Below are 21,571 nucleotides of genomic sequence, written 5' to 3' on the forward strand. Positions count from 1 at the left end.
CAACACCGTTAAGCTATAAAAATCAACAGCCAAAGGATAACATCATGAAAAATAAAATCTTATTTATACTCAGTACAATTCTATTTACGGGCTGCGACTTCTCGGCTCAGGCCAGCTATCCACAACAACAGGTTTGTAAGTCTCTCTCAGAAGGTTACTTACGTATGCAAAATCAAACCACCTATGAGCTATGGAGAATGGAAAAGCGCGATGCTCCAGAGCAGACCCGTATCATCAAAATGACTTATAAAAAGCCAAATGAAAATGGTGTGATGCTGCCAAGCCAGTATTTACCGACCATGGAACTGGAATGCCGCTTGCAACAACAGCATATTGTGGTGTCAGTCATTCAGGCCACTGGTGCATTAGTACCCGTCCTGAATGTACAGCTGCAAAATGATGCTATTGGCAAACCGAAAAGCCCTGACTTAATTGCTCAGTCAAAAATTCAATAAATAAACGGACACGTTTCGGCAAATGCTCTTGCTGATAATACACCGCATGGATGCGTTGATAAGAATGTTCGATCTGGTCTTCAAACAGTGCGACCAAATGCCCTTCATTCAAGTCTTTCCAGATCTCAAACTCTGACAGACGAGCAATACCTTGCCCCCGCAGGCACAATTGACGAACAGTTTCTCCACTTGATGCCTTGATTTTAGGTTGCGCCTGAAAATATTCCCCTTCAATTTTCAGAGGCCATTTATTGATATAGGCTGGTCGGGTAAAGCCAACAACATCATGTTCAAGTAAATCTTTCGGCTTTTGAGGAATGCCTTTACGGCTTAAATAATCGGGACTGGCAACGATATAAATACGACTCTTACACACCAGTTTGGCATGCAGACTGGAATCATGCAGTTCCCCAAAGCGGAAGGCAACATCGGTTTTATGTTCCAGTAAATCAATCACCAGATCATTACTGTTCAACTCAATTTCAATATTGGGATAGCAGCGTCGGAATTTATGGACCAGTGGCGTAATCACATGCAAAATAAAAGGCGTCGCAGAGTCAATCCGAATGAGTCCTGAAGTGTCCTGATCGGATTTTTGCAGTGCTTCTTCCGCCGCGTTGAGATCGCTTAGGATTTTGCGGGCATGATTAAGAAATTGCTGCCCTTCCTGCGTCAATTTTAATTTGCGGGTGGTGCGTTCTAACAGCGTCACCTCCAGCTTGGATTCCAGACGGCTCAGTGAACGGCTCAGTCCAGATGCAGTTTGTCCCAGACGTTCAGCAGCAGCGATAAAAGAACCGGTATCGACAATGGTCATAAAGGCAAGAAGTTCTTCTACGGTTGATTTCATCACCGCCTCTCTATTATTGATATTTAGTCAACTGTATTTTGCAAATTCATCTATTTTTTAGCAACAATAATCATCGCAAAATGACAGCCATCAACAAAATCGCTCCTTAGAGCATGAAAAAAATCAGGTGAAAAATATGCGTATCCCTCAATTTGGTTTAGGTACTTTCCGTCTCAAAGATCAAGCCGTGATTGACTCGGTTAAAACAGCGTTAGACGTCGGCTATCGTGCCATCGATACCGCACAGGTTTATGAAAATGAAGCGGCTGTGGGTCAAGCCATTGCTGAAAGTGGTGTCGCACGTCAGGATATTTTCCTCACCACAAAAATCTGGGTCGACAATTTTACGGAAGATAAGTTTATTCCAAGCCTAAAAGACAGCTTGCAAAAGTTGCGTACCGATGCAGTAGACCTGACTTTAATTCACTGGCCTGCCCCACAACTGGGTGTCTCCATTCCAACCGTAATGCAACTGCTTCTAGAAGCCAAACAGCAAGGTCTGACTCAGCAAATTGGGATCTCGAATTTTAATATTGCCTTGACTCAACAAGCGATTGACAGCATTGGTGTAGAACACATTGCCACCAACCAGATTGAACTCAGTCCATATTTACAGAACCGCACCTTGGTCAACTTCCTGCGTGAGCAAAATATTGATGTGACCTCTTACATGACTTTGGCTTATGGCAAGGTCTTAAATGATCCCACCCTACTTGAGATCGCTGCACAACATCAAGCGACTAGCGCACAAGTGGCATTGGCTTGGGCACTACAAAATGGCTTTGCTGTGATTCCTTCATCAACCAAACGTGAAAACCTGATCAGCAATCTAAAAGCACAAGACTTAACTTTAACTGCAGAGGAAATGCAGTTGATTGCCCAACTGGAACGTAATGGTCGAGAAGTAAGTCCAGAACCATTTGCGCCTGAATGGGACAAATAACATGAGCAGCCGCATTAACCTGCCCTTGCTGGCTTTGGCGATTGGCGCCTTTGCCATCGGCACCACCGAGTTCTCACCCATGGGGCTATTGCCCAATATCGCCAATGATCTAGGGGTATCGATCCCCAGCGCGGGTATGCTGATTACGGGTTATGCACTGGGCGTAATGCTGGGTGCACCGATCATGACCTTATGGTTTGGTGGTTTTGCGCGTCGTAATGCATTGATTTTGCTGATGGCAATTTTTACGGTCGGTAATCTGATTGCAGCATTTGCACCGAACTATATGAGCTTAATGGGCGCTCGACTGATTACCAGCCTGAACCACGGCGCTTTCTTCGGAATTGGCTCTGTGGTCGCTGCCAGCGTGGTTCCTGCCAATAAACAGGCCAGTGCTGTTGCCACCATGTTCATGGGTCTGACCATTGCCAATATTGGTGGTGTCCCGCTTGCAACTTGGGTCGGACAAAACATCGGCTGGCGCATGTCTTTCCTTGCGATTTCAGCACTTGGTGTGATTACGATGCTCTCCCTCTGGAAAGCGCTGCCTGTAGGATCAGTTGGACAAAAACCAAATGTAAAAATGGAGCTGAAAGTCCTGACCCGTTTACCTGTGGTATTGGCGTTGCTCACTACGGTGTTCGGAGCATCAGCGATGTTTACGCTCTATACCTATATCGCGCCAAGTCTGGTTGAGTTTACACATGCCTCACCGACCTTTATCACCATGATGCTGGTCTTGATCGGGATTGGTTTCTCAATCGGTAACCATTTCGGTGGCAAGTTTGCAGACCTGTCTATCAACAAGACTTTGATTGGTTTCTTAGGTTTATTGATCGGATTGATGCTGATTTTCCCAATCCTTGCTCAAACCCAAGTAGGTGCAGCACTGGGTTTGGTGATCTGGGGTGCAGCCGCCTTTGCCATCGTACCGCCATTACAAATGCGTGTGATGTCAGTGGCACATGAAGCCTCGGGCCTTGCTTCTTCCGTGAATATTGGTGCCTTTAACTTGGGCAATGCGATTGGAGCCGCAGCGGGTGGCGCGGTATTAAGTCTTGGTCTGAATTACACTGCGGTCTCAATGATCGGCGCTGCACTGGCAGGCATTGGTTTAATTCTGGTTTTCATTCAAATGAAACTAGCAGCCAAACCAGCCACTCAGCTACAACAATGCCCACAAGCCTGATGGTAATAAAAAAGCCTGAATTCAATCAGGCTTTTTTATTATTTCAATAAATCTGGCAACTTTGGTTGCGCATAGATCGGGTTGAGTACTTCTTTTTTCATTTTCATGAGCATCTGATACGGTTGCTGTTGCACAAACATATTCACAAAGCTCAATGGAATCGAACCCGCTGGATCGGCATATCCGCTGGTGGTCACTTTTACCCGATTATTCGGTAATTTCTGGAAAGTCCAGTCACCCGCATATTTGCTTAAACGCACCACATCAGGTTGCTCAGGATAATTGTTCTGAATGGCATTGTTTTTAATGCTAATGCTGCCATCCGCATTTTTGGTCATTTTGCCTTTAATCACCACATCGCGGTCTTTTAAAGGAAATGGAAAATCCAGCACCATATACAAGGTAAACTCGCCTTTCTTGTCATCGCGAGATAGCATTTGCGCCTTCCCCACATACGGCACCCATTGTGGCGTACGCTCGACATCGAGAACCACCGCAACGGCACGTTCCAGCGGCACATCATAAATCGTTTCGGCTTTATATTGAATAATTGGATTATTTTCTGTCTGGTAGGTCCAGACCTTAATATTATTACGATGCAAACTCAATTTGGCAGTATCTGATGCAGCAGTCACCGCAAAACTGCTGATACTGAGTAGTGTAGCAAGGACGATATGTTTTTTATTCATGTCATGCTCAATTGTTTTAATGATGGCAAGAGCCTGCTTCACTTCTACTGAAAAGAAAGCTCAACAAGCTCTTTTATAGTACAAAAAAGGAACGTTTTATACTTCAATCTCGTTAAAGCCTAAAACATCTTTCATATCGTATTTACGTGCTTCACGGCCAACTACCCATGCTGCTGCACGAACCGCACCTGAAGCAAAGTTCATACGGTTGGTCGCTTTATGGGTGACTTCAACACGTTCGCCTTCACCAATAAACATCACGGTATGTTCACCCACGATATCGCCACCACGAATGGTTTCAAAGCCAATGGTTTGACGGTCACGCGGGCCGGTATAACCTTCACGTCCATACACCGCAACCTCTTTCAGGTTACGACCTAAAGTATCTGCAATCGCTTCACCCATCATGAATGCAGTACCTGATGGTGCATCGACTTTATGACGATGGTGCGCTTCAATGATTTCGATATCTACGGTATCACCAAATACTTTTGCAGCGAGTTCCAATAATTTAATCGAAACATTGACTCCTACTGAATAATTGGCAGCGTACACCACGGGTGTATGCGTTGCTGTTTCTTCAAGGAATGCCTTTTGTTCATCTGACATACCCGTGGTACCAATCACCATTGCCACACCCGCTTCACGGCAAAGCTTCAAATGCTGTTCAGTGGCAACAGGTGCAGTGAAGTCAATCACTACGTCACAATCCTTCAGTACTTCACTCAAACTTCCCACGATCTTGACGCCGATGTTGCCAATACCTGCAAGTTCCCCTGCATCTGCACCCACCAAACTGCTTTCTGGACGTTCAACTGCGGCTGCAAGCTGGTAGCCTGCCTGTTGTACCGCTTGAATCAAAATGCGTCCCATGCGTCCGCCTGCACCCAAGATCCCAATGCGTGGAGAAGTTGACATAATTTTTCCCAGTCTTTTATTTAAACAATTCAGCTACTATAGCAAAACTCTGTGCTCGCGCTAAAAATTTCCCATAAAAAAACCTGCCGAAGCAGGTTTTTTTATGAATGCCAATTAGTCAAACAGGCGATCAAAGAATGATTTTTTCTTTGGAGACGAAGCATGGCCATCCCCATCAAAAGAAGCTTGTAGCTCTTTCAACAATTCACGTTGGCGACTGTTTAGATTGACAGGCGTTTCGACCACAATACGGCAGAGTAAATCACCGACCATGCTGCTACGTACAGGGCGAACACCCTTACCACGTAGGCGGAAAAGTTTACCTGTTTGTGTGCCTTCAGGAATTTTCAAACTCACGCGCCCTTCTAGGGTCGGAATTTCAATTTCTTTACCTAATGCAGCATCTGCAATGCTGACAGGGACATCCATATATAGATCAGCACCATCACGTTGGAAGATTTCGTGTTCACGTACCACGACTTCAACGTATAGATCACCAGCCTGACCATCACGGATCGCTTCACCTTTACCCGTCAAGCGTACGCGGTCGCCATTGTCCACACCAGCAGGAATGGTAACTTCAAGTGTTTGCTGACGGTCAGCAACGCCTGAACCATGACAGCTCTTACATGGGTTCTTGATGATTTTGCCTTGACCGCGACAGGTGCTACAGGTTTGCTGAACCGAGAAGAAACCTTGTTGCATACGCACTTGGCCTGCACCATGACAAGTACGGCAGGTTTCGACATCATTCGGATTTTGAGAACCTTTACCATCACAGGTTTCACATGGCGCTGGCGCAGTAAACGTAATGGTCTTTTTCACACCTTTGACGGCTTCTTCGAGCGTCAATTCCATCACATAGCGAAGGTCTGAACCACGGCGCTGACGTTGTTGCTGACGGCCACCGCCACCGAACGCACCACCGAAAATATCGCCGAACTGGCTAAAGATATCTTCTGCACTAAAGCCACCGAAGCCGCCACCTGCACCACCAAAGCCACCTTCAAAGGCACTGTGCCCAGCACGATCATACATGCTGCGCTTTTCTTCGTCAGAAAGCACTTCATACGCTTCTGCCGCTTCTTTGAACTTTTCTTCAGCTTCTGCGTTGTCAGGATTACGGTCTGGATGATACTTCATCGCCAACTTACGATAGGCTTTCTTGATCTCATCATCACTTGCGGTTTTCGAAACGCCTAAAACCTCATAATAATCACGTTTAGCCATGGTTGGCGATGCTCCTCACGGAATTTATTCAAATCTAAAAAAACAAATAGGCTCTGCTGACTTTTTATTTCTAAAGTCAACAGAGCCTTAATAGGGGCTGTACGATAAATTTACAAGGTCTAATTCAATAAAAAAGCAGTAAAATTAAAAAACTGCTTTATTTTTAAAGTATTTAGCAATGCCTTTTAGCCATGCATTCAATAAAAATAACCAGGCAATTGAACTAAAGACCACACCTGCAACGGTCATTGCAGTTACCCAGAGTGCACTATCCCATGCAAAAAAGAACAATGGAATAAACCATAGGGCAGCAAAAAAGGCCATCAAGATAAATAACAGCACATTACGCATAATCCACAGTGCATGCGCATGTATCCATACTTCAGCATTATCCACAATCGCAACTTTTCGTGCTAACAGGTACGCAAACGCTGCAAACACGATTGTAAATAATGCAAGAAACATGAACACGTAAGAAATCGCCACATAGCGGCGATGCTGCTCAATATTGTCTTGCCCCATGCTCTATATCACCTCATTCACAGCATTGTGCAAAATTTGTCATGCAATGAAATTCAATTATTTTTTGGTCTTAAAATATAGGTGCTACTATATTGAAATTTTCAATATTTCGCACCTTTATTCACAAAATAATTACGATAGTTATGTTGTTTTTTTGACCTTAAACCATGCTGCATAAAGTGCAGGCAGGAAAAACAGGGTTAATAAGGTCGCAACAATCAATCCACCCATAATCGCAACGGCCATCGGACCAAAGAAAATACTGCGAGATAACGGGATCATCGCCAGTACGGCAGCCAGTGCGGTCAGGACAATGGGACGGAAACGGCGCATGGTTGCATCAATGACTGCATCCCACGGAACATGTCCCGCCTGTATATCCTGCTCGATCTGATCAATCAAAATGAGCGAGTTACGCATAATCATGCCTGACAGTGCGATCGTACCGAGCATCGCTACGAAACCGAAAGGTTTATTAAATAGCAGCAGGAATGCCACCACCCCGATCAAACCCAATGGTGCAGTCAGCAACACAATGGTTGCCCGCGATATACTACGCAGCTGGATCATCAATAAAGTCATCACCACAGCCAAGAACAATGGCATACCTGCATTGACCGAGTTTTGTCCCTTCGCGGACTCCTCAACGGTACCCCCCACTTCCAGTAAATAACCACTTGGCAGGTCTGCACGTAAGGTCTGCATCTGCTCTGCCAACTGTTGCACCACAGTCGCAGGTTGCAAGTGTGTACGGATATCCGCACGAACGGTAATGGTTGGCAGGCGATTACGATGCCAGATTAAACCCTCTTCAAAACGGGATTCAATTTTTGCAATTTGCGCTAACGGCACTGTGGTGCCTTTGCTGGTCGGTACCGCCAAGCTCGCCAAAGAAGCCACTTCAACCCGTTCCGACTTATCGCCACGTAAGCGGATTTCGATCAATTCACGTTTTTCACGATATTGATTCATCACCGATCCTGTCACCGATGCATTGAGGAAGTTCGCCAGATCAACACTGGAAACGCCCATTTGACGTGCACGATCTTGATCAATTTCAATCGCAATGATTTTGCTTGGCTCGCCCCAATCCAGATGTACATTGGTGGTGTTTGGATCTTCACTCAGGACTTTTGCCACTTTCTGTGCCCATTGACGTACTGTGCCGAGATCTTCGCCCGAAACACGATATTGCAATGGATAACCCACAGGTGGGCCATTTTCCAGTAATGACACCCGAGTGCGCACTTGAGGTAATAGCTGCTTGATTTGTGTGTCTAGAGAACGACGGATTTCATCACGATCATCTAAAGACGAAGCCAACACCACAAACTGGGCAAAGCTGGCTTGCGGCAATTGCTGATCCAAAGGCAAGTAGAACCGTGGTGAACCCGTCCCGACATAAGCCACATAATTATCAATGCCTTTTTGTTTCGACAGGAATTGTTCCACCTTATGCACGGCTTGTTCCGTCGCGGTCAAAGATGCGCCTTCTTCCAGTTTTAAATCCACCAGAATTTCAGCACGATTGGATGGCGGAAAGAACTGTTGCGGCACCAGCTTAAACATCGCCACCGACAACACAAAAATTCCGACTGTGACAGCAATGACAGTTTTACGATAGGTGATACAGATTTCGACCACACGGCGGAAAGACTGATAAAATTTGGATTGGTAAGGATCATGATGTTGTCCATGCGCTTCCACGATAGGCGCAGGTTGCTTACGCAATCTTGCCCATAATCGAACATACCAAGCAGCTTGCTGCTTCTGTTTGGTAAAATCAGGCAGTAATTTTTCCCCCAGATAAGGGACAAATAATACTGCGGCAATCCATGACACAATCAAGGCAATGGTCACCACCTGAAAAATAGAACGGGTATATTCCCCTGTTCCAGATTGGGCAGTTGCGATCGGCAAAAAACCTGCTGCGGTAATCAGGGTGCCTGTCAGCATCGGGAAGGCCGTGGTTTGCCATGCAAAACCTGCTGCTTTGAGTCGACTGTAGCCCTGCTCCATCTTAATCGCCATCATTTCAACCGCGATAATGGCGTCATCGACCAGCAACCCGAGCGCCAGAATCAATGCGCCCAATGAAATCTTATGGAGTCCCACATCGAACAGGTTCATGCCTGCAAAGGTCATGGCTAAAACCAGTGGAATAGAAAGTGCCACCACTAAGCCAGTACGGAAACCCAATGAGAAAAAGCTCACCAATAAAACGATAATCACCGCTTCCGCGAGAACTTTTAAGAACTCTTGAATACTGCGTTGTACCGCCACAGGTTGATCAGAAACTTTTTGCAGTTTCATGCCCAAAGGTAAGCTTTTTTGCAGACGGTTAAATTCGGTTTCGAGATTTTTACCTAGCGCAATGATGTCACCACCTTTACGCATCGAGACCGCAATCCCAATCCCGTTCTCACCCATAAAACGCATGCGTGGCTGCGCAGGTTCGCTAAAACCGCGATAGACCTCAGCAACATCACCCAGTTGAATGGTTCTGTCACCGACCAATAACGGCATTTTTTTCAGGTCATCGACACTATGTAAATGTCCACTGACCCGAATTTGAATACGGTCAGTCCCTGTTTCAAAGAAACCCGCACCCGCCATATCGTTTTGCTTCTGAATGGCTTCCTGTATCGCGGTGACAGGCACACCTAATTGCACTGCCTTGGTATTGGACAATTCAATCCAGATTTTCTGGTCTTGTAGTCCTACCAAATTAACCTTCCTGACATCTTTGACCCGTTGTAATTGCAGTTGCAAACGGTCGGCATATTCTTTCATTACCGCATAGTCAAAGTCTTTGCCCGTCAGCACATAGATATTGCCGAAGGTATCTCCAAATTCATCATTAAAGAAAGGCCCTTGTACACCGCTTGGCAATTGGGTCCGAATATCATTGACCTTTTTGCGCACGTTATACCAGACGTCTGGAATGGCACTGGACGGTAAACTGTCTTTAGCCACAAAAGTCACCAAGGACTCTCCCGGACGTGAATAGGCCATGATGCGGTCATACTGCCCCGTAGTCATCAACTCCTTTTCAATTCGATCCGTCACCAGCGTTGAGACTTCTTTTGCGGTTGCCCCCGGCCAATAGGTCTGCACCACCATCACTTTGAAGGTAAATGGCGGATCTTCACTTTGCGAAAGTTTGGAATAGGACATTATCCCAACGATGCCGAGCAGCAGCATAAAATAAAGGATAATGCCCTTATTTTTGAGTGCCCATTCTGAGAGGTTAAATTTCATGTTTAACCTCCCGCTTTGACACGAATGTCTCGGTTATCACGATCAACGGGATGAATTTTTTGCTGGTCTCGTAACAAATGCACACCCCCCACCACAACCCAGTCAGACGCTTTCAAGCCTGAAAGGACGGGTACACTGTCACGACCATAAGTCCCTAAAGTCACAGGCACTTTACGAATGGTTTGATTGGCATTCACCACCCAGACGTAGGCTTGCTGATCATTGGCAGTAACACTGGATAAAGGCACACTCAATACATTATTGTCTTGTGCAACAAAGAACACTCTCGCACTTTGTCCAAGTTGAATGCTGGACTGCCCTTCCAGCAAAGAAACTTTCACGGTAAAGGTTCGAGACTGATCCGCTGCTGGAGAAACCTCACGCACTCTGGCAGCAAAACGTGCTTCAGGTTGCGACCACAAGGTGACCCATGCTGGCTGTCCTACTTTAATGGTGCTGACCGCCTGTTCAGGCACACCAAACACCACTTCGCGTTCACCATCAATGGCTAGCTGGTAAGCAGCCTGCCCTGCCGCAATCACCTGTCCAATCTCGATCTGACGCTGGGTAATCACCCCGTTCTTATTCGAGATAAGCTGGTTATAACCCGTTTGATTGGACGATACTTCATAATTAGAACGAGCTTGCTGTAAGCTTGCCTGTGCAGATTCATACTGATTTTTGACCGCATCAAATTGCGAACGGCTGACCGCATTGACAGGTAATAGCTGCTGATAACGCTGATATTCTTCTGCGGCAATTTTTGCAGCAGCCTGTGCACTTTGTAACTGTGCCTTGGCCGCATTCATTTGCAATTGCGCATCTTTTACATCCAGCTTCGCCAACACCTGTCCAACTTTGACCCGATCCCCGACATCGACATAACGTTCGGTGATCTGTCCCCCGACACGGAAGGCCAAAGCAGTTTGCTGTTTCGCCTGCACATCCCCTGCATAGCTTTTTTGCTCAACATGGTTGCCACTCGGCTGGGCCACCATGACATAAGGAATTTCCTCAGTCTTGGGCACCTCTTTCTGGCAGGCGCTGAGGACGACACTACTGACAATGACGAACCCCAATATGATACGATTGATCTGCTTCATCTGTTTGCGCTCTTATTCAAATTGATTTTTAAGGCGTGATATGAGCATTATCATAGATTGTTTATTTTTTAATTAATATACTCATAGGTACATTAATTAAAAAATAAATCTACCCATCTGATTTTTAAATTGACTAAAAGAGAAAGATAACGTGCAAATCCATAGTGGTCGCCCTAAAGATTTAGAGAAAAGAGCCAAAATTTTACAGGCCGCAAAATCTATTTTTTTAAAAATGGGTTACCACGCCACCAACATGAACCAGATTGCCAAAGAAGCAGGTGTCACCAAACTTACGGTGTACAACCACTTTCAGGACAAGAACAATCTGTTCATGTGTGCGATTCAAGAAAGCTGCGAAGAATCGATTCGGGCCAAACAGTTTGAACTGACGGCGGACTCTGATTTTAAACAGGCCTTGCTTCTCATGTGCCAGCGGGCTTTAAATATTATTTATCTTCCTGAAGCCTTGAAACTGGATTGTGTCCTGTTCGAACTGGCGGCAGAACAGAGCCCCTTAACCCGACAGTTTTTTGATGCCTCACATACCCGCATGTGTCATGTCTGGTGTGATTTTTTTGAGCAAGCTATCGCGTTTAAATTTATTCAGGCCGATGAACCGATCAAGCAGACTGAACTGATCATTTCCTTGCTGCTGGGGATCCGTCACCAGCAAGTGTTGCTCGGTTTAGCGCCTGTTCCAACAGCAGATGAAATCGATCAGATGATTCAGCATGCAATCGAGATTTTTTTGCTTAAATATCAGACTAAAGTTTAGATAAATTTCACATTTTTTTACGTTCTGCTCTTGGATTGTCTTTCAATCGCGCTATAGTCGAATGAGAACAACAGGAGAATTAGAATGATTCAGCAAATCACTGCTCCACTACGTGAAGATGTCCGCTTACTGGGCAACTTACTGGGAGAGACCTTAAAGCAACATGCTGGGCAAGATTTGTTTAATCAGATTGAGCAAATTCGGGCATTAGCCAAAGGCGCACGTGACGGCCAGATCGAAGCAGAAAAACAGCTAGAACAACTTTTCCTCGGTTTAAAAGATGAAGAGATTTTACCGCTGACCCGTGCTTTCTCACATTTTCTTAACTTTGCCAATATTGCGGAACAGTACCATGTGGTGCGAAGCCGTCGTCAGGCCGAGTTTGATGAGCAAGCGCCAAGTCCTAATCCACTCCCGCATTTGTTTGAAAAATTCAAAAGTCAGCAGATCAATGCACAACAACTGTTTCAACAAATCTGTGATTTAAAAATTGAACTGGTACTGACGGCCCACCCAACCGAAGTCAGCCGTCGTACCTTAATTCAAAAATATGACGACATTACCGATTGTCTTTCACAATTAGATCAGCAAAAGCTGACCCCGAAAGAACGTCAACAAACCATTGCAACGCTCAAGCAATTGATCAGTTCAGCATGGCAGACCGATGAAATCCGTCAACATCGCCCAACCCCTGTGGATGAAGCGAAATGGGGCTTTGCGACGATTGAGCAGTCGCTCTGGAATGCCGTACCTAAATTTGTTCGCGAACTGAATGAATTGTCTCAACAGCATTGTGAACAAAGTCTGCCACTCAATGTTGCACCAATTCGCTTTGCCTCTTGGATGGGTGGAGACCGTGATGGCAACCCGAATGTAACGCATCAAGTTACACAAGAAGTCCTCTGGTTATCGCGTTGGCAAGCAGCGGATCTTTATCTGCGTGATATTGAAAATCTGCGTTGGGAATTGTCGATTCAAAGCTGTTCCGATGAACTGACTCAAGCTTTGGGTTATGAACATCCAGAACCGTATCGTGAATATTTACGCGAAACCCGCGAACGTTTAAAAGCGACACGTGCATGGTTGGCCCATCGTCTGCAAGGCACTGAAGCAGCAGATGACAGCAATATCATCAGAACCAAAGATGAATTACTCGCACCACTATTACTGTGTTATCGCTCACTGATCGACTGTAATATGGCTGAGATTGCCAACGGACAATTACTCGACTTTATTTATCGGGTGAACTGCTTCGGAATTGAACTGCTAAAACTCGATATCCGTCAGGAATCGGGGCGTCATCGCCAAGCGATTTCAGCCATTACTGAATATTTGGGTCTAGGCAATTTTGAATCGTGGACCGAACAGGCACGCCAAAACTTCCTGATTCAGGAACTGCAAAGCAAGCGCCCATTACTGCCGAAATTTTTTAATGAGCCTGAAGGTAGCCTGATTCAGCATTCCGATGTGCTCGAAGTGTTTGCCACCATGCGCACCTTGGCAGAACAGCCACCTGAAAGTCTGGGCGCCTATATTATTTCGATGGCAGAATATCCAAGTGATGTGCTGGCAGTCTTGTTACTCCAAAAAGAAGCGGGCATCCAGCAGCCTCTACGTGTGGTGCCTTTATTCGAGACCTTGAAGGATCTCGATGGCGCCGCCAAAACCATGAATACCCTGTTCAATATGCATTGGTATAAACAGCATATTCAAGGCAAACATGAAGTCATGATTGGCTACTCCGACTCCGCCAAAGATGCAGGCTTTATGTCAGCCAACTGGGCGCAATATCGTGCTCAGGAAGAACTGACGGCGATTGCCAAACAGCATGGCGTGCAATTGACCTTATTCCACGGTCGTGGGGGTTCAATCAGCCGTGGTGGTGCACCTACCCAGCAAGCTTTGTTCTCTCAACCACCGGGTTCGATTTCTGGCGCGATTCGTGTCACCGAGCAAGGTGAGATGATTCGCTTTAAATTCGGTCTGGAAGGCATTGCTCTGCAAAATCTGGAAATCTACACCGCAGCGACTTTGGAAGCGACCTTACTCCCGCCACCTGAGCCGAAACAAGAATGGCGTGACCTGATGAATCAAATGACGGATTTATCGGTACAGGTTTATCGCCAAACCGTGCGTGAAAATCCAAATTTTGTGAGTTATCTACGTACCGTTACCCCTGAGCTGGAATTACAGATGTTGCCGCTCGGATCACGACCAGCCAAACGTAAAGTCAGTGGGGGAATCGAGTCCTTACGTGCCATTCCGTGGGTATTTGCATGGACACAGATTCGCCTGATGCTACCAGCATGGCTCGGTACGGGCACCGCAATCAATCAGGTTCATGGGCAACACCAAAACACGCTGGATGAGATGCTTGAACAATGGCCTTATTTTCAGACATTGATTGATATGCTGGAAATGGTACTGTCCAAGTCTGATGCAGATATTGCGCTGTATTATGAATCGCATCTGACTCAAGATCAGGACTTAAAAGTTCTTGGTGTCGAGTTACGTCAACGCCTGCAAAATGCGGTCGATACCCTACTTCGCCTAAAAGGTGAATCTAAACTTCTAAGCAATAATGAAGTGCTGGATCAATCAATGCAGGTGCGTAAACCGTATTTGTTGCCTTTGCATTTATTACAGGCTGAATTGATGAAACGTCGACGCCTCTATCTGGCCGAGCATCAAACTGAGCACAGTCCAGTGGATCATGCCTTGATGGTTAGCATCGCGGGTATTGCGGCAGGCTTGCGTAATACGGGCTAAACATTATTTCCAAAATTGCCATCAACACAAAAGACCGCTGTTGATGGCAGAATTGGCAAAATATGCCAATTTCATAAAAAAATTTGAAAAAGTTTTTAAAATTATTTTGAAAATAAAAGAGTTAATTTTTTAAAATGTCTAAGCAAAATAAATAATAATTCCACTAGCTTATTTTGAAACAAATTTTACCAAAAGGTAAAAATACAAAGTCCTCACGCCTGATCTGGCAATATTCTCAATGACTTATAGGTGAAAGCTCGTTTTAAGACAGGGTATCATACGCGCTGATATCAAATAATGAGTCTAATTTATGTCCAGTTGGTTTCCAAAATGGCAGCCGTATCAGGGGACGGTCGATCATCGCCCTGTTGCGACAAATGAATATTTACCGCCCTTACAAAGCGCGGTACTGGGGGTTCAACACGCATTTGCAATGTTCGGCTCAACCGTACTTGCACCGTTATTGATGGGTTTTAGCCCGAACCTTGCCATTTTAATGTCAGGGATCTGTACCATTCTGTTTTTCTTTATGACAGGTGGACGAGTTCCGAGTTATTTAGGCTCAAGTTTTGCTTTTATTGGTGTGGTGGCAGCAGCAACTGGTCATATTACGGGTTCAGGTGCTAATCCAAACTTATCAGTCGCATTAGGCGGGATTGTGGTCTGCGGTATCGTATATGCCCTGATCGGTTTTGCGGTGATGCTGACAGGAACTCGCTGGATCGAAAAACTCATGCCTCCTGTGGTCACAGGTGCGATCGTGATGATCATTGGTCTTAACCTGGCACCCGTGACCATCAAAGGGGTTGCAGGTCAGCCTTTTGAAATGTGGATGGCATTAACCACCGTACTGAGTATGGGGATCATTGCGGTCTTTACCAAAGGGCTATTACAACGTTTATTGCTATTGATTGGCCTTTTAATTGCCTATGCAATTTATGCCATCGCCAGCAATGGTCTGGGTTATGGCAAGCCGATTGATTTCTCCCAAATCTCAGCGGCGCCATGGTTTGGTGTCCCAAGCTTTTCACATCCTACTTTTGATTTGAATGCCATTCTGATCATTGCACCTGTGGCACTGATTCTAGTGGCAGAAAACTTGGGCCATATCAAGGCCGTCGGAGCAATGACTGGCGAAAACCTCACCCCACAACTGGGTAAAGCCTTTGTTGCCGATGGTGTTGCAACCACGTTATCAGGTGGTGTGGGTGCGCCAGGTATGACCACCTATGGCGAGAATATCGGGGTGATGGCAGTTACTCGCGTTTATTCGACACTGGTCTTTGTGATTGCAGGTGTATTTGCAATTATTCTAGGGCTTTCACCTAAGTTTGGTGCAGTCATCAGTACTATTCCAAATGCGGTACTCACAGGTGCATCGATTGTTGTCTTTGGTTTAATCACTATCGCAGGTGCAAAAATCTGGATCGAGAATAAAGTCGACTTCTCAAACAATAAAAACCTGATCGTGGCTTCAGTGACCATTATTTTAGGTGCAGGTAACTTTGAATTATTGTTTGGTAACTTCAATCTCGGCGGTATCGGGACTGCAACTTTTGCAGCGATTTTCCTGAACCTGCTGTTTAATTTAAAAGATAAAAACTAAAATATTGAAGGCAGCCTCCAAGCTGCCTTTTTTTCATCTTGCACTTTTATCCTATCTTTATCTTGCTCAGTTTTAGTATGATGGCCTTTTATATTTCAATACGTTCCGCTCATGCGTTTCGATTTCTTTGATTTACAACTGGTTCTTCATATTGTGGCAACAGGCAGCCTGACCAAAGGCGCCGAGCTTTCTGCCATTTCCTTGCAAGCTGCCAGCGAGCGGATTAAAAAACTCGAACAATATTTTGCAACGCCCTTATTTATTCGACAAACAACGGGCGTTGAGCTGACCACCGCGGGTCATGCTTTGGCTGAGCATGCGCGACGCCTCATGCAGCAAAAAGATCTACTTGAACACGACATGCAGCGCTTTCGCCCCACGACACTGGAAGCACTGACTTTATGGTGTAATTCGTCTGCACAAAGTGAATATTTACCGCCTCTGTTACCGCAATATTTGATGCTACATCCCGAGATCAATCTCGACTTACACGAAGCAGAAAGTTCTGAAATTGTTGAAGCATTGACTCAAGGCGTGGCGCGTTTAGGACTGGTCTCCAGCTTTTTTGATACGCGTCATTTGCAAACGCAGGAATTTGCCAGTGATCCATTGGTGCTGATCTGCCCAGCTCATCATACCTTGACCCAGCAAACGCAACTGAATCTGGTCGATGCCTTAAATTATGGTTTTATTGGTCTAATGCCCCATCATTCTTTGCAACAATCGATTGAAACTCAAGCCAAGCTATTGGGCTTCAATATCCAGTATCGCCTACGTTTACCCAATTTTTCAGCCATTGCAGAGGTCGTCGCCAAAGGCGTAGGGATTGCGATTATGCCCGCGCGCGCAGCACAGCGTTTGCAGCCAGAGTATGATTTTCATGCAGTACAATTACTGGGTGCCTGGGCGAACCGTAAATTGCTGTTAGCAGCACAGGATTTTTCTCAGCTGCCACAAGGCTACCAATATTTTGCTGAATTTTTGATGCAACATCGTCCCTCTTGCTGAATGCGGTTAATGCGCAATCATATATAGCCCTAATGCCATTAAGCCCATAAAGAATAAACGGCGAAAACGTTGCTCATTGAGTTGATAACGGATTTTTTTACCCAGCCACATCCCAAATAAAGCAGCAACTAAAGCCACCGCAGACAGTCGATAATCCAGCGTGATACCAGCCATCGGATTGTGATGCAGGAAAAAAGCCAAACAGAAGGTGGAAACGGTAAAGGTCAAACCTAGCGCCTGTACCAGTTCATCCCGTTTCAAATGTAAGGACTGCAAATACGGCACCACTGGAATAATGACCACCCCTGTGGCAACGGTCACTGCGCCGCCAATATAGCCAACAATAGGCGACAACCAACGCTCATATTTAGCCAGATGAGGTAGTCTTTTCACACAGAGGCCATACAGTCCATATAAAGCCAACATACAGCCCAATAAAATCTCACTGCTGTGCCCATGACTCTCGCTTAAAGTTGGTAAGAAGCTCCAGATCGAACCCGCCACGATTCCAACCAGTAAAGTCCAGAAGCGGCGGATAAATAACCACACTCGACCTTCGGCAAACAGTTGCCAGATATTGGTGACTATTGAAGGCACAATCAATAAAGAGGCAGCCTGAAACGGACTCATTGCAATGGTCAGTAGACCCATGGAGACCGCAGGAAGGCCCAGTCCGATCATGCCTTTAATCATGCCGGCAAAGGCAAAGACCACGATAATGATGGCTAGAAAAGTCACGCTTTAACTCCGATTTTGCATCGAAGCTATGCTACGGAAAAAACCGTCGCTTGCCCTATTCTTATTTTTGGGAGCAAGCCTCAATCAAAAGTTGAGGCCATTTTATATTTTTCTTCCAGTACATTACTGAGAATACTTTCAATCATCCAGACTCGATACAGACTATTGAAGACATAGCTGTGTCCATCAATCCTTAACTCCAATACAGGGAAATCAGGCTGATGCTTCTGCTGGCACAATTCATCATTTTGTTTTAACTGTGCGTCGATATCCTGTTCGGTCACCTGCTCAATGCCCAGACGTCTCTGCATCCGTTGAAAATGGGCTTTAAACGACAGATCTTTACCTTGTGTCCAGACTGATTCCAGAATCTCATGGATACAGTCGACTTGCTGCTCTTCTGGCACACTATAAAACAGTCGTGCCATTTCATAAGTGGCTTCTCTGGTTGGTCGGCAGAACGGGGTAAATGCGACTTGTGTCCGTTTCGAGACACGGGTTGCCAGACTCCAGTCAAACCAGTCCCTACCGTGATAACTGAGCGGATAAACCTTCAACTGGATATTATAATAATTGGCTAGCTCTTCTTTGATATAAGCCAATAATAACCAGCTCATCGGGTCTTCAAGCGCGATATACAGATCTAGTTCCGGATGCAAGGCCTGCACTTCTGCCAAAGCCTCTCCATCGTTAATTAAATGCTCGCGCCACTCGATATGGTTGATCAGGAAAATCGGATTGCCAGTCAGTAATTTCTGTTGTTTTAAACGGCGTGTCAGACGGAGTAAATCATCAACCGCCTGATATTTACGTTCACCAAATTCAAAATAACTGGCGATCACAGGTACATCTTTGAAAATACGCTCAGGATAATCTTGTGGTTTTTGATGCTGGGAGGCCATTGCATATAAGGTACGCAATTTACCGTATTGCTGCTGCCACAACATGTGGAAGACATCTTCGAGCAAATGTAAGAAGTTTTGTTCTCTGAGGGGGGTATTTCTTAGAATTGTTTCAGCTTGTTGTAATGCTTCTGCACTCGGTATTTCAGGGGTTTCATCGAAACCAAAACGATGCTGCTTGGCAAGGATCTTCGCATCATTTAAACAGTAGCTTTGCCAGTCTTGCTTGGACATGCCATTCGGAGGCTCTGCATCTTGCCTCGAAATAATGACTTTTAAGGGTTTGAGTTCATCACTCAGGATTTCATTGAGCTGATCAAGCTCTTGCACCGCAAGATAGCTATAAACATCGTCTAGACGTAGGTAAATACTTAAACCCTGTTCCGTAGGTAATTCCGCTTGACGAGATGGTTTCTGGTAGAACCAACTCGATCGTATGGGATCAAACCAACGACGTAACAAAGACATGTCGATAGCCTCTAATGGTCATAAATTGAGATATGGATAAGTTTACTCAAACCTGAGTCAGAACAGGTGAGCCAATAAGTATGTTCAGTATCTTATAAAATGAGACAAAAGTCCCCCTTAATTGAAAGAGGGACTCAAAGGGATTACAAAACTCGTACTGCGCCTTTGGCTGCGCTGGTCGAATGCATTGCGTAAATCTTCAATGACTTAGACACTTTACGTTTACGTTCTTCCGCAGGATACCAGCCTTTCGCGTCCTGAACTGTACGACGATGCGCCATAGTCGCATCATCGATATCAAGGTGAATAGTACGGTTTGGAATATCAATCTGAATGGTATCGCCATCTTCAACCAAACCAATCGCACCACCTTCAGCCGCTTCTGGAGAAACGTGACCAATCGACAAGCCTGAAGAACCGCCAGAGAAACGACCATCGGTAATCAAGGCACAGTCTTTACCCAAACCTTTCGATTTCAGGTAACTGGTTGGGTACAACATTTCCTGCATACCCGGTCCACCACGTGGGCCTTCGTAGCGAATGACCACGATATCGCCTGCCACGATTTTATGATCCAGAATTGCTTCTACTGCCGCATCCTGACTTTCAAAAACGCGTGCTGTACCGGTAAATTTCAGAATTGATTCATCCACACCTGCGGTTTTTACGATGCAGCCATCTAATGCGATGTTGCCGTAAAGCACAGCCAGACCACCATCTTTAGAGAAAGCATGTTCAGCATTACGAATTACGCCTTTCTCACGGTCACCATCTAGAGTTGAATAATAACGGTTTTGCGAGAACGCGACCTGCGTTGGAATACCGCCCGGTGATGAACGATAGAATTCGTAAACATCAGCATCTTCGGTACGGATAATATCCCACTTGTCCAAAGCATGTTTTAACGTTGGTTCATGTACAGTTGGACATGACGTATTCAGTAAGTTGGCACGATCCAGCTCACCTAAAATCGCCATGATCCCGCCCGCACGGTGTACATCTTCCATATGTACGTCTTGTTTTGCTGGTGCAACTTTTGACAATACTGGAACCTGACGAGACAAACGGTCGATATCATCCATGGTGAAATCAACTTCGGCTTCGTGCGCCGCTGCAAGCAAATGCAATACGGTATTGGTTGAACCACCCATTGCAATATCAAGCGTCATGGCATTTTCAAATGCCGCCTTGGTTGCAATTGAACGTGGCAAAATGCTGTCATCATTTTGTTCATAATAACGTTTTGCCAGTTCAACCACTAAACGACCCGCTTTCAAGAATAGCTTCTCACGGTTGGCATGCGTTGCCACGATTGAACCATTACCCGGTAAAGATAGGCCCAATGCTTCAGTTAAACAGTTCATTGAATTCGCTGTGAACATCCCTGAACATGAACCACAGGTTGGACATGCTGAACGTTCAAAAGCCTGAACTTCTTCATCGGTATAGCTTTCATCGGCTGCAACCACCATGGCATCAACCAGATCAATGGCCTTTTCATCGCCACGGAATTTCACTTTACCCGCTTCCATTGGCCCGCCAGACACGAACACTACAGGGATATTCAGGCGCATTGCTGCCATCAACATTCCCGGTGTGATCTTGTCACAGTTCGAGATACACACCATCGCATCGGCGCAGTGTGCATTAACCATGTATTCAACCGAATCGGCAATCAAATCACGTGATGGCAGTGAATACAGCATCCCGTCATGACCCATTGCAATACCGTCATCGACCGCAATGGTATTAAATTCTTTTGCCACACCACCAGACGCTTCAATTTCTCTCGCAACAAGTTGACCTAAATCTTTGAGATGCACGTGACCTGGAACAAACTGGGTAAATGAGTTGACCACCGCAATAATTGGCTTGCCAAAATCTTCATCTTTCATACCGGTCGCACGCCATAAACCACGCGCGCCCGCCATATTTCTTCCATGTGTTGATGTTTTTGAACGATAATCAGGCATTTTGTATTCCCAACAAGTTTGTGCTCGAGACGAATAGGACATTCGCTCTGGCGAAATGATACTGAGCTCTCTGCATCATACTACAAGTTATCGTTTAACAGATGACCAACAGGCCTATCTTTTTTTGTACAAAAGCAATTAATCCACCTGATTAGGGACTCATCACTTTTTC

17 protein-coding genes are annotated in these 21,571 nt (G+C 45.5%); 7 read left to right on the plus strand and 10 right to left on the minus strand.

The window, feature by feature from the left end:
• Window positions 1-44 precede the first annotated feature (44 nt).
• Complete coding sequence (locus IEV36_RS08830) at window positions 45-455, plus strand: hypothetical protein (protein ID WP_005260297.1); 411 nt, start codon at window positions 45-47, stop codon at window positions 453-455.
• Here the strand turns inward: IEV36_RS08830 and IEV36_RS08835 are convergent.
• Complete coding sequence (locus tag IEV36_RS08835) at window positions 403-1,305, minus strand: LysR substrate-binding domain-containing protein (protein WP_004776401.1); 903 nt, start codon at window positions 1,303-1,305, stop codon at window positions 403-405. The two genes, IEV36_RS08830 and IEV36_RS08835, sit on opposite strands and share 53 nt — an antisense overlap.
• Before the next feature lie 136 nt (window positions 1,306-1,441).
• On the opposite strand from IEV36_RS08835, the gene dkgB reads away from it, so the two are divergent.
• Window positions 1,442-2,248, plus strand: coding sequence for a 2,5-didehydrogluconate reductase DkgB (dkgB, locus tag IEV36_RS08840; RefSeq protein WP_005260298.1), 807 nt, complete (start codon window positions 1,442-1,444; stop codon window positions 2,246-2,248).
• 1 nt (window position 2,249) lies between these two features.
• On the plus strand, window positions 2,250-3,437 hold the full coding sequence (locus tag IEV36_RS08845) for an MFS transporter (RefSeq protein ID WP_005260299.1): 1,188 nt from the start codon (window positions 2,250-2,252) through the stop codon (window positions 3,435-3,437).
• A 38-nt stretch (window positions 3,438-3,475) separates the two neighbouring features.
• Here IEV36_RS08845 and IEV36_RS08850 read toward each other — a convergent pair whose 3' ends face one another.
• From IEV36_RS08850 to IEV36_RS08875, 6 genes are all read right to left on the minus strand, one after another.
• Window positions 3,476-4,126 carry an START domain-containing protein gene (locus IEV36_RS08850; protein WP_005260300.1) on the minus strand — a complete coding sequence of 217 codons (651 nt, stop codon included), beginning with the start codon at window positions 4,124-4,126 and terminating at the stop codon, window positions 3,476-3,478.
• A gap of 96 nt (window positions 4,127-4,222) precedes the next feature.
• Window positions 4,223-5,044, minus strand: a complete 822-nt coding sequence (dapB, locus tag IEV36_RS08855; RefSeq protein ID WP_004776405.1) for a 4-hydroxy-tetrahydrodipicolinate reductase — start codon at window positions 5,042-5,044, stop codon at window positions 4,223-4,225.
• A gap of 114 nt (window positions 5,045-5,158) precedes the next feature.
• Window positions 5,159-6,274 (minus strand): molecular chaperone DnaJ, encoded by a 1,116-nt coding sequence (gene dnaJ / locus IEV36_RS08860; RefSeq protein WP_005260301.1) that lies wholly within the window; start codon window positions 6,272-6,274, stop codon window positions 5,159-5,161.
• 144 nt (window positions 6,275-6,418) lie between these two features.
• Complete coding sequence (locus IEV36_RS08865) at window positions 6,419-6,796, minus strand: hypothetical protein (RefSeq protein WP_004776408.1); 378 nt, start codon at window positions 6,794-6,796, stop codon at window positions 6,419-6,421.
• A 141-nt stretch (window positions 6,797-6,937) separates the two neighbouring features.
• Window positions 6,938-10,057 (minus strand): efflux RND transporter permease subunit, encoded by a 3,120-nt coding sequence (locus IEV36_RS08870; protein WP_005260302.1) that lies wholly within the window; start codon window positions 10,055-10,057, stop codon window positions 6,938-6,940.
• Between the two features lie 2 nt (window positions 10,058-10,059).
• Window positions 10,060-11,160, minus strand: a complete 1,101-nt coding sequence (locus IEV36_RS08875; RefSeq protein ID WP_005260304.1) for an efflux RND transporter periplasmic adaptor subunit — start codon at window positions 11,158-11,160, stop codon at window positions 10,060-10,062.
• 151 nt (window positions 11,161-11,311) lie between these two features.
• Between IEV36_RS08875 and IEV36_RS08880 the strand changes: the two genes are divergently transcribed.
• The 4 genes from IEV36_RS08880 (at window position 11,312) to IEV36_RS08895 (ending at window position 17,318) form a co-directional block, all read left to right on the plus strand.
• Complete coding sequence (locus IEV36_RS08880; protein ID WP_004776413.1) at window positions 11,312-11,935, plus strand: TetR/AcrR family transcriptional regulator; 624 nt, start codon at window positions 11,312-11,314, stop codon at window positions 11,933-11,935.
• A gap of 84 nt (window positions 11,936-12,019) precedes the next feature.
• Window positions 12,020-14,704, plus strand: a complete 2,685-nt coding sequence (gene ppc / locus IEV36_RS08885) for a phosphoenolpyruvate carboxylase (RefSeq protein ID WP_005260306.1) — start codon at window positions 12,020-12,022, stop codon at window positions 14,702-14,704.
• Between the two features lie 310 nt (window positions 14,705-15,014).
• A complete protein-coding gene (locus IEV36_RS08890; RefSeq protein ID WP_004776416.1) occupies window positions 15,015-16,310 on the plus strand; it encodes a solute carrier family 23 protein in 1,296 nt (431 codons plus the stop codon).
• Between the two features lie 111 nt (window positions 16,311-16,421).
• A complete protein-coding gene (locus IEV36_RS08895) occupies window positions 16,422-17,318 on the plus strand; it encodes a LysR family transcriptional regulator (protein WP_004776418.1) in 897 nt (298 codons plus the stop codon).
• Window positions 17,319-17,324: 6 nt separating this feature from the next.
• On the opposite strand, the gene IEV36_RS08900 is transcribed toward IEV36_RS08895, so the two are convergent.
• From IEV36_RS08900 to ilvD, 3 genes are all read right to left on the minus strand, one after another.
• Complete coding sequence (locus IEV36_RS08900; protein WP_005260308.1) at window positions 17,325-18,056, minus strand: sulfite exporter TauE/SafE family protein; 732 nt, start codon at window positions 18,054-18,056, stop codon at window positions 17,325-17,327.
• 80 nt (window positions 18,057-18,136) lie between these two features.
• Window positions 18,137-19,426 carry a hypothetical protein gene (locus IEV36_RS08905; protein ID WP_004776421.1) on the minus strand — a complete coding sequence of 430 codons (1,290 nt, stop codon included), beginning with the start codon at window positions 19,424-19,426 and terminating at the stop codon, window positions 18,137-18,139.
• 143 nt (window positions 19,427-19,569) lie between these two features.
• Window positions 19,570-21,399, minus strand: coding sequence for a dihydroxy-acid dehydratase (gene ilvD / locus IEV36_RS08910; protein WP_032864002.1), 1,830 nt, complete (start codon window positions 21,397-21,399; stop codon window positions 19,570-19,572).
• Between the last annotated feature and the right edge of the window lie 172 nt (window positions 21,400-21,571).

The sequence above is a fragment of the Acinetobacter vivianii genome, assembly GCF_014635885.1.
GTDB lineage: Bacteria > Pseudomonadota > Gammaproteobacteria > Pseudomonadales > Moraxellaceae > Acinetobacter > Acinetobacter vivianii.